This window comes from Polaromonas sp., assembly GCF_030682935.1.
In the GTDB taxonomy this organism is placed as follows: domain Bacteria; phylum Pseudomonadota; class Gammaproteobacteria; order Burkholderiales; family Burkholderiaceae_C; genus Polaromonas.
The window spans coordinates 1-3,194 of record NZ_JAUXNA010000187.1 but is presented as its reverse complement, the minus strand read 5'-3'; the positions used below and the strand labels follow the sequence as shown (position 1 = coordinate 3,194).

3 protein-coding genes are annotated in these 3,194 nt (G+C 67.0%); all 3 read right to left on the bottom strand.

The features are described from left to right. Positions 1–1,778 (bottom strand): type II secretion system secretin GspD (gene gspD / locus Q8K05_RS08465; protein WP_305246192.1); only part of this gene is annotated, 1,778 nt, incomplete at its 3' end. A 29-nt stretch (positions 1,779–1,807) separates the two neighbouring features. Further along, a complete protein-coding gene (gspN, locus tag Q8K05_RS08460; RefSeq protein ID WP_305246191.1) occupies positions 1,808–2,626 on the bottom strand; it encodes a type II secretion system protein N in 819 nt (272 codons plus the stop codon). Between the two features lie 4 nt (positions 2,627–2,630). Next, positions 2,631–3,140, bottom strand: coding sequence for a type II secretion system protein GspM (gene gspM, locus Q8K05_RS08455; RefSeq protein WP_305246190.1), 510 nt, complete (start codon positions 3,138–3,140; stop codon positions 2,631–2,633). Between the last annotated feature and the right edge of the window lie 54 nt (positions 3,141–3,194).

Below are 3,194 nucleotides of genomic sequence, written 5' to 3'. Positions count from 1 at the left end.
CCGTCTTCGACCAGCACGTTCGACTCGATCGAGCGCTTGTTGGTGATCAGGCCGGTGGCTGAATAGACCGATCCCGGCTGCACGCTGGACACCTCCTGGAAGATGGCCATCTTGACCGTGCCGTTTTCGCTGATCTGGGGCTTGACGCGCAGGGTCAGGCCCACATCCTTGCGCTCGACGGTCTGGAACGGGTTGACGCTGCCGCTGTTGGTGCCGCCGCCGGCGTTGGTGTACTGTCCGGTCACAAAGGGAACGTTCTGGCCGATGACGATTTTGGCCTCTTCGTTGTCCAGCGTCAGCAGGTTGGGGGTGGACAGGATGTTGCCGGCGCCCGAGGTTTGCAGAAAGTTGGCCAGAAAGCCGAGAAAGTAGATGCCGTTGCTGCGCGCTGCCACGCCTGCGTTAAAGCCCGTGCCGGGCATCACCGAGCCGGCCTGCATGGCCTGCGTGATGATGTTTTTTCCGCCGGTGCCAAAGTTGGTGCCCAGCAGCCCGATCAGGCTGTCCCCCTTGCCGCCTATCGGGCCTTGCCACTGGATGCCGAACTCGGCTGCCTTGTCCATGTTGACTTCGGCGATCAGGCTTTCGACGTAGACCTGGGCGCGCCGGGCATCGAGTTTGTCGATGACGGCGCGCAGCTGCCGGTATTGCGGCTCGGAGGCCGTGATGATCAGCGAGTTGGTGGCCGGATCGGCCTGAATTCCGCCGCCGGTGGAGGGCACGCCACTGGGCGTGACCGGCGACGTGGCGGCGGTGCTCGCGCCGGACAGGCTCACCGGCGTTGCCGCAGCGCCCACGCCAGCACCCGCCGTGCTGGCGCTGGCCGTTGCGCCGCCGGTCAGCGCGGCCCGCAACACCACGGCCAGCTTGGTGGCGTCGGCGTTCTTCAGGTAGACCACATAGATGTTGCCGGCGGCCCCGTTGGGGCCATTCATGGCGGGCTGATCAAGTTTTTCTGCCAGCGACCGGACCAGTGCCAGCCGTGATGGATTGGCCGCGCGCACGATCAGCGAGTTGCTCCGGGGCTCGGCGATCACGGTGGTCTTGTAGCTGGCCTCGGCCGCCGCCGGTGCCCCGGTTGCGCTGCTTTCAAGCAGCCGGGTGATCAGCGGCGCAACGTCGATGACGGCCACATGGCGAAACGGGATCAGCTCCACATCGGTGGCGTTGGCCACGTCCAGCGCGGCAATGATGCGGCCCAGGCGGGCCAGGTTGTCGGCGTAGTCGGTGATCACCAGCGTGTTGTTGCCGGGGTTGACGTTGATGGTGTTGTTGGGGCTGATCAGCGGGCGCAGGATGGGCAGCAGGTTGTTGGCGTTCTCGAAGTTGAGCTTGAAGATGGTGGTGGCAATCTGGCCACCGCTCACCGGCACATTGGTGGAGACGGCGCTGCTTTGCAGTTTGGCGTCGGCCTCGGGCACGATCTTGTCCAGGCCGGCTGCGCTGACCGCGGTAAAGCCCTGCAGGCGCAGCGTGGCCAGAAACTGGTTGTAGGCCACGGCGGGGGCTACCGGGCGCTCGGTGGTCAGCGTGATCGTGCCTTTGACGCGCGGGTCGACCACCACGTTGCGGCCGGTGATGACGGCCATGGTGCGCGCCACGGCCTCGATGTCGGCGTTGACAAAGTTCAGCGTGACCGGCTCGCCGCGTTTGGGCGCCGGAGCGGGCGCCTCAGTCGCTGTCTGCGCCTGAATATTTAAAGAAAAAAGACCTGTAGCCCCTGCTAATAGGACGTATCCAGCTATTGAAAATATAGCAACTGGACGGTGTTTGGACATGAGGGGTTTGATGCAGCGTAATTTCACGGTTAGCCCACTTTGATGATGGCGCGCGCGCCGTTGCGTCGTCCAATGATGTTCAGAAGATTCGAAAGTGCTTCCACGCGCTCAGGCGCGGCGCTGGCCACCCCGTCAAAGCGCAGCCGCTGCCCCACCCACTGGCCCTGGCCCGTCAGCTGCAGGCTGCCCTCCAGCGTGTCGAGTTGAAGGCTGGCGGTGGGCCCCCCCAGCAGTGTAAGGCGGTAGCTGCCCATGGGCTGCAGGGTGGACAGGCGGGAAGAAATCTGGGTGGCGTCAAGCTGCACACGCCCCGCCAGGTTCAGCCGCCCTTTGATCCATTCCGCATAAAAGCCCTGCGTCGAGGCCACGAGCTGGCCTTGCGGCTGCACCGTGTTCCAGGGCGTGCCCAGCCCGCCCAGCAGGCTGGCGGGCCACTGCGACTGGCCGTCGGCCAGCGTCAGCCGCAGGCCGCCCCAGCCGACGAGCGCGGCTTTGAGTTGCAGCGGCTGCGGGGTACAACACGCAGCCGAAATATGGGCCACCGCGCCGCTCCAGGCCGGCCGGATGCGCCAGGCCAGCTGACCGGGCAGCGCCATCGCGTCGCGACTGCCCAGGCCGCCCGAGAGCACCAGCTGGGCCGAGCCCTGCCACAGGCTGCCGCGGGGCGCCAGCAGGCTCACTTGCTGGCCACTGGCCTGGTGCACCGCAGCGGCCAGCCAGCGCGCCGGGGCAAACACCAGGGTCGCCAGCAACAGCCCGCTCAGCGCGCCCGCCAGGGCCCAGCCCCAAGCGGTCAAGGCAGCGGGCGAGGGCGTCGCGGACCTGCGTTTTGGCAGCGTGTACTTCATGGATTCAGCGCGCTGGCAACTGCATCACCAGCACGCCGTTCCAGGTCGCGCCACCGGGCGCACCGGGTGCTACCGCGCGCACCAGCCGGGCTTCGGCCGGCACGGACCGGGCATTGAGCCGCGCCTGCACCAGCCACTGGGCCAGCGCATCAGCGGGCGCGCCTTGCAAGGTGATGCTGGCACGGTCGCCGGCCATGTTGAGCCTGGCGGTGGTGCCCAGGGTTTGCTCGGTGGCCCGCGTGAGCGCGCGCAGCGCCTCGTCAAAGCCCAGTGCGGGCTGTTGCTGCAAGGCCTGGGCCTGCGTTTGCATGGCGCGCATCTGCTGAAGCTGGGCATCGAGCACGCGGGCCTGGGCATCGGCCGTGCGCAGCGTGGCCAGTGCGGGCGCCAGAATCAGCAGCCACAGCACCGAAACCAGCACCAGCAGGGCCGCCAGCCCCAGCAGGGTTTTTTCCCGCGCCGCCAGTTGCGTCCAGCGGGCCTGCAGCGACAGGATGGAAGGGGGCAGGCTCATGTCTGGGGCTCAAGTTTGATCAGCAGGCTGTCTCCCTCCAGGCGGGCGCTGTAG